This is a genomic window from Acinetobacter sp. YH16052 (assembly GCF_013417155.1).
Lineage (GTDB): Bacteria > Pseudomonadota > Gammaproteobacteria > Pseudomonadales > Moraxellaceae > Acinetobacter.
In genome coordinates this window covers 1-6261 of sequence record NZ_VPEO01000047.1, presented here as the reverse complement: position 1 = coordinate 6261, position 6261 = coordinate 1, and the positions used below count along the sequence as shown (strand labels likewise).

Here is a 6261-nt window from a genome sequence, read left to right as displayed (position 1 = left end):
ATTTTGCTGTCTAGTGTTTCAGTAACGCTCATTAATCCAATACCATCATCCTGGGAAACCATCCCTAACATAAGCGCACTTGAATATGCATTCAAGGTGCTATATGTATAGTAATGTTTTCCTCGAAGAGCGCACTTATGCAAACTTCGTTTGCAAGTCCGATTGGGGTCTCCCCAATACCCCGACAACCGTAAGCACGGTTGTATTTCACTACGTGAAAATTTAAAAGCGAAAAACAGGCATGGCGATTTACCACTTTTCAGTCAAAACTGTAGCACGATCAGCAGGACGTTCCGCCACTGCTGCAATCGCCTATCGGGCTGGTGAAAAGATCTATTGTGAACGTGAAGGCCGAGAACATGACTACAGCCGAAAAACTGGTGTGGAATACAAAGAAATTTATTTACCCAAAGACGCACCAGAACATTTAAAAAACCGGGAAAGACTCTGGAACGAAGTTGAACAGCGCGAAACCCGAAAAAACTCGACAGTTGCCCGGGAATTTGAAATCGCTTTTCCAAGTGAATTAAATCAGGAACAACGCCTGGCCATGCTCGAAGAACTATGCGCCAGTATCGTGGACAGACATCAGGTGGCCGTTGATGCCTGTATCCATGCCCCGCATACCGGATCCGGCAGTGATGAACGCAATTATCACGCCCATATCCTGATGAGCACACGCAAGCTCACTCCCGAAGGTTTTACCGAGAAAACCCGGGAACTGGATCAGAAACACAGTGGAGAAATCGAACACTGGCGCAAACACTTTGCCGATATCTGCAATATACACCTGGACATGGCCGGATACACCGCCCGAGTCGACCACCGCAGCTACAAAGACCAGGAGAATGGTCTGGAAGCCACGCTGCACGAAGGGCCGAAAGTCACCGAACTGCGCCGAAAAGGAATTGAGACCGAAATCAGCCGAAGCAATGATGAAATCAAACAGAGAAATCAGGCTCAGCTGCAATACGGCAAAAATATGGATCTGCTAATTGCTGAAAATGAGATCAAACTCAGCACACTGAAAACTGAACAGCAGATCAAACTCAAAAATAGCGCTAAAACGCCACCAATTGACGAAAAAGCCCTGTTTGAGGAAAAACAGAGGGAAACCCTTGGCAAAGTATTAAAACGCGAAATTAGCGCAAAAGACGCGGATCTAGACATGGATTTCATGCAGCAGCATCTAGAGAAGGCCGAAAAGACCCTGAGCAAGCAACACAAACATCAAAACGAGTTCAATCAGCAGCTCGCCCAGGACATCGTGAAGAGCCGACTCAAGCAAAGTCATGACAGATTGCAAAGCCTGGTCGATCAACACAACGAATTAACCCAGAACAAACCCTTACTGTTTGGAAAAAAAGCCTGGGAAGCCCAACGTGACGAGGTTTATCAGGAACACAAAAAACTGAAAGGTCAGCATGAACACCAGAAAAAACATGGTGTGAAGGATTTATTGGAAAATGAAAAGTTCAAAGAACATGCCTGGAAGCAGTACCAACAACAACATCCGGCCAAAGCCAAGCAATACCAAACTCTATACTCAACCTATCAAGTTATTAAGAAATGTGTGAATGAGATCAAAGCAGAACAACAGATGAAATTCAGACAAGAACAACAGCTCAAAGCACAGCAACATGCGCCTAAAATGAAATCTCGTGGCATGAGTCGATAAACAGAGCGAGTGTCTACGAGCGAACTGAGAAAATTTGCCCTTTCCTTTCCCTGATTACAAGCTCCCTATCCATCAATCACCTGCATATCAGAGCATCCCGCATGGGTGCGAACTTTCCAAGTTTGATCCCTAAACCGAGCGTAGCGAGAAAAAAAGCTCATGAGCGAAGCGAATTCCGAGTTGCTTTTGATCTTGCTTTTGCTTTTTCTCAAATTCACGAAAATATGAACCAAAAATTGCCCCGACGAATCGAGCGAAAGCGAGATTCAATAGAGTTTGAGCGAAGCGAAAACCAAGGGCAATTTTTTATGTTTTGGGCTTTTAATTATTTTTAAGCTTTTAAATGCTTTTAGAGAGGATCAAGTCTTTGTAAATAAAGGCTTCTAGAGCTTATATGACTACGTTTACCTACCAATATGACTACGTTTACCTACCAATATGACTACGTTTACCTACCAATATGACTACGTTTACCTACCAATAATCTACATTATTTTTTTTGCAGATTTAACTACGTTTACCTTGCATTAATCTACATATTTATTATTATAGATTTATATTCATAAGTAATAATGTAGATAAATAGAATGCGGGACTTAGTAGTTAAAGACAATGCATTAATTAATGCGAGTTATAACTTAGACTTAGTAGAACAACGTTTGATCTTATTAGCCATCGTCGAAGCAAGAGATAGTGGTCGGGGAATCAATGCAAATGACCCTTTAGAAGTCCATGCTGAGAGTTATGTAAATCAATTTAATGTTGCAAGACAAACAGCTTACCAAGCGTTAAAAGATGCCTGTAAAGATCTATTTGTACGTCAATTTAGCTATCAAGAAATTAATAAAAGAGGAAATGTAGAGAATGTTTTAAGTCGTTGGGTCAGCGAAATTAGATATATCGACGATGAAGCTACAGTAAAGTTAATATTTGCCCCTGCAATCGTGCCACTTATTACACGTTTAGAAGAACAATTTACTAAATATGAGTTACAACAGATTAGTAATCTCAGCAGCGCTTATGCTGTGCGATTATATGAATTATTAATTGCTTGGCGCAGTACGGGTCAAACTCCTATTATTGAACTTGCAGAGTTCAGACAAAAAATAGGCGTTCTTGATGATGAATATACAAGAATGGGAAATTTTAAAGATCGAGTATTAAATTTAGCTATTGCTCAAATTAATGAACATACGGATATTAACGTCCAATGTCAGCAACATAAAAAGGGACGTAATATTTCTGGTTTTTCATTCACCTTTAAACTGAAAAAAGTCGTTATAGCTCATACTAAAGAGCAAACTGCTCTTGAGATTTTCTCAAAATTTACCGATGCACAGTGTCATCTTTTTGCCAGTAAATTATCTGAGCTTCCAGATATGAATAAATATTCTCAAGGTACTGAAAGCTACTCACAATTTGCAGTTCGAATTTCTGAAATGCTACGAGATCCACAAAAATTTGAAGAACTACTCCCCTATCTAAAGAAAGTAGGCTTTAATACAAAATAAACTTCATGTTCAGATTGGATGTTCACACGAACATCCTTGTACACGCACTGAGGGATTACATTGAACACAACAAAATTCAGCGTCATGGACGCAAGTAAAGCCTTTAAAAAATCACGTACAACAATATATGAGGCTTTAAAAAATGGTGAATTATCAAGAGATCATGATGGTCTTATAGACTTATCGGAACTTATTAGAGTTTATGGCAATCCAATCAGTGTTCAGTCCAGTACACGCACTGAACAAGTTCAGAAGGATGTACAGGTACACGTTCAATCTGAAGTTGAAAATGTATTAAAAGATCAGATTTCTTTACTCAAAAATCAGTTAGATTTAGCAAATCAAAGAGAAAAGTCTTTGATGCAACATATTGAAGATCTTACTCACAGAATTGAGTTTAAAGGCACCTTAGAACAGCCAAAACAAGAAAATATTAATCAGCTAAATGAATCTACTAATTCGAATATAGCAACAGATCCTCGGTCACAGGATGAATCAAACTATGACGGATTGACTACTCCTGAGAACAAACGGATCCCTATCCCTGAACATATTGAGCCTGAACCTAAAAAAAGGGGCTTCCTGAGCCGTTTCTTCCTTCCTTATGGTTAGCCAGCACTCCACTTTTTCGATGAGCCAATTTCATTGCCAGCAATGAAATAATGACTCCTCAAAAAACCGGATGATGTTTATTAAAACTGAATAAAATCGTGGAACATTGCTTATTTATTAAGCGTGGAACACTAAAAAAGATAAAAAAAGCCCGAACAGGGATGTTCGGGCTATCAACTAGAAACTACAGCATTGAATTTTCAAGAGAATTATAACGCATTTCGTATAAGGTGTATTATGTTAATTTTAGAGAATCTTAAAAAATACTTTTATGAAAAATAAAATTGAAGATTTAAAATCAACAATTCAAGAACTAATAGAATTGTTTGAAGAACAGAATTTAGAACATTGGGCAGAAATGTATATCCTGTCGTCGGGTCGCCCTCAAAGGGGACATGCCTGCTGAACCGCGAATATAGAGAAATATCCCGAATGTGCAGTTAACGAATTCTTGCGGTTTCTTTCAGCGCCGCCAATACCGCCAGCCCGTCGCGCAAGGGGCGCGGCTCGTGTGTGCGGATGAAGTCAGCTCCACCTGCGGCGGCGGCAAGCTCTGCAGCGAGTGTCGCGGCCCCGACATCCCCCGGACCACGGCCTGTGAGCGCGCGCAGAAAGGATTTGCGCGAAACAGACAGAAGCACCGGCAAATCGAAGCGCAGCCGCAATTCATCGAACCGCGCCAGCACCGAGAGCGAGGTTTCGGGAGCAGCCCCCAGAAAAAACCCCATGCCGGGATCAAGGACAAGGCGGTTGCGTTTGATACCGGCACCCGTCAGCGCCGCGATGCGCGCGTCAAAGAACGCCGCAATGTGATCCATGATGTCGCCAGCGGGTGCCTCGCGCCGATCTGCCTGCCCGTCTTGCACCGAATGCATAACGACGAGTTTGGCAGATGATTTCGCCAATTGCGGATAGAACGCAGCGTCTGGAAAACCGCGAATATCATTGAGATAGGCCACACCACGCGACAAGGCATAGGCTTGCGTCGCGGGTTGATAACTGTCGAGCGAGACGGGAATGCCATCTGCCTTGAGCGCGTCCAGCACCGGCGCGATACGCGCGATTTCTGTGTCGGACGAAACAGGCGCGGCGTCGGGATTGCTGGATGCCGGACCGAGGTCGATCACATCTGCCCCCTCGGCCATCAGCTTACGCGCCTGCGCAATGGCTGCGTCTGGCGCCAGATACCGGCCTCCATCGGAGAAACTGTCCGAGGTTATGTTGACGATGCCGAAAATGATGAGCGATTTATTCATGGGGGCTTCTATAATAATAATAATCGAGCATGAGTCTCATACGGATGCTCGGGTCGAAAGGGAATCCCCAGGCGAGTAACCTGTTTGCGGTGATCTGAACCGTACCGGGTTTGTCGGAGACTTTTTTATTTAAGTTAGGCCACCTGACCTAACGGATTAATTTTATCATAGTACATTGCTTCAAAATCAAAAGGTGGCACATAACCTAGTGCACTATGTACACGCTCTTTATTGAACCAATCTACCCAATTTAATGTCGCAAGTTGTACATCCGCTAAACCTTGCCAATCTGCTTTTAAATATTCAATCACCTCTGTTTTGTATAAGCCATTCACTGTTTCAGCCAAAGCATTATCGTATGAATCACCGGTCGTACCGACTGATGCTCGTAAATTTGCTGCTTCTAAACGATTGGTATAACGAATGGAAAGATATTGCACACCTCTGTCACTATGATGAATCACGTTCTTTGGCATGCCTCGATCATGCAATGCTTGCTCCAGTGCATCGAGCACCATGTCTGTATTCATCCGTGTTGATACTTTCCATCCAACAATTGCTCGCGAGAACACATCAATAATAAAGGCGGTATAAGCCATTACCACGATAACGGCCAGCCCCTCTAGAAGTCCCAACACCGATATAAGTCACTAAATCTCCTTTGATAAACGCATATACACCTTGTTTATCGTAATTAGGAATTTTTCCAAAATTAAAATGTACTGGTGACCATTCAGGAGGCTTTCCTAATAGATCTACATTCCAGTGATGTTCAAAGAATAATTCTGTATTACGTATTAACTCATTAAGTGTTGAATCTTCCACTACTCATCTCTCAAAATTTATAGATTAAATAGCTTTCGGTCACGCTCATCCGTTAAATACTTATCCATCTGAGCAATTAGTTTAGCTCTGGCTTGTTCATCATCTTCAGTGATTTTTAACATACAGGATCCAATTAAAATTTTGCGTCTGGTATCGTCCTTTCGAGCCTGTTCTTTCTCTTTGGCTCGTTCTCTTGCTAGTGCTGCCTGTCTTTGAGCTTTGAGCTGTTTCAGCTTTTCTTCCTGGGCTTTAATTTTGCTGTCTAGTGTTTCAGTAACGCTCATTAATCCAATACCATCATCCTGGGAAACCATCCCTAACATAAGCGCACTTGAATATGCATTCAAGGTGCTATATGTATAGTAATGTTTTCCTCGAA

General features: G+C 42.2%; 6 protein-coding genes and 2 pseudogenes. 4 read left to right on the top strand and 4 right to left on the bottom strand.

All coding sequences use genetic code 11. The annotated features are described in order from the left end of the window. Window positions 1-241: 241 nt before the first annotated feature. The 4 genes from mobQ (at window position 242) to FTV42_RS15115 (ending at window position 3801) form a co-directional block, all read left to right on the top strand. Complete coding sequence (gene mobQ, locus FTV42_RS15130) at window positions 242-1678, top strand: MobQ family relaxase (protein WP_180039151.1); 1437 nt, start codon at window positions 242-244, stop codon at window positions 1676-1678. Between the two features lie 101 nt (window positions 1679-1779). Then, complete coding sequence (locus tag FTV42_RS15125) at window positions 1780-2013, top strand: hypothetical protein (RefSeq protein WP_180039150.1); 234 nt, start codon at window positions 1780-1782, stop codon at window positions 2011-2013. Window positions 2014-2265: 252 nt separating this feature from the next. Further along, window positions 2266-3189, top strand: a complete 924-nt coding sequence (gene repM / locus FTV42_RS15120; RefSeq protein ID WP_004811812.1) for a replication initiation protein RepM — start codon at window positions 2266-2268, stop codon at window positions 3187-3189. Between the two features lie 60 nt (window positions 3190-3249). Beyond that, window positions 3250-3801 (top strand): plasmid replication DNA-binding protein, encoded by a 552-nt coding sequence (locus tag FTV42_RS15115; protein ID WP_223182242.1) that lies wholly within the window; start codon window positions 3250-3252, stop codon window positions 3799-3801. A gap of 440 nt (window positions 3802-4241) precedes the next feature. Here FTV42_RS15115 and sul2 read toward each other — a convergent pair whose 3' ends face one another. From sul2 to FTV42_RS15095, 4 genes and pseudogenes are all read right to left on the bottom strand, one after another. Then, entirely contained in the window at window positions 4242-5057 is an 816-nt protein-coding gene (sul2, locus tag FTV42_RS15110; protein WP_001043260.1) for a sulfonamide-resistant dihydropteroate synthase Sul2, read from the bottom strand. A gap of 134 nt (window positions 5058-5191) precedes the next feature. Beyond that, window positions 5192-5650 (bottom strand): annotated as a pseudogene (locus tag FTV42_RS15105) (IS3 family transposase); the annotation flags it as partial. Further along, window positions 5649-5882 (bottom strand): annotated as a pseudogene (locus FTV42_RS15100) (hypothetical protein); the annotation flags it as partial. The pseudogenes FTV42_RS15100 and FTV42_RS15105, both read right to left, overlap by 2 nt. Window positions 5883-5899: 17 nt before the next feature. After that, a complete protein-coding gene (locus tag FTV42_RS15095) occupies window positions 5900-6166 on the bottom strand; it encodes a mobilization protein (RefSeq protein WP_088749624.1) in 267 nt (88 codons plus the stop codon). Between the last annotated feature and the right edge of the window lie 95 nt (window positions 6167-6261).

Excerpts from the sequence above, each read along its gene's own strand:
- FTV42_RS15095 (WP_088749624.1), bottom strand. The coding sequence starts at position 6,166 with ATGAGCGTTACTGAAACACTAGACAGCAAAATTAAAGCCCAGGAAGAA.
- sul2 (WP_001043260.1), bottom strand. The coding sequence starts at position 5,057 with ATGAATAAATCGCTCATCATTTTCGGCATCGTCAACATAACCTCGGAC.
- mobQ (WP_180039151.1), top strand. The coding sequence starts at position 242 with ATGGCGATTTACCACTTTTCAGTCAAAACTGTAGCACGATCAGCAGGA.
- FTV42_RS15125 (WP_180039150.1), top strand. The coding sequence starts at position 1,780 with ATGGGTGCGAACTTTCCAAGTTTGATCCCTAAACCGAGCGTAGCGAGA.
- repM (WP_004811812.1), top strand. The coding sequence starts at position 2,266 with ATGCGGGACTTAGTAGTTAAAGACAATGCATTAATTAATGCGAGTTAT.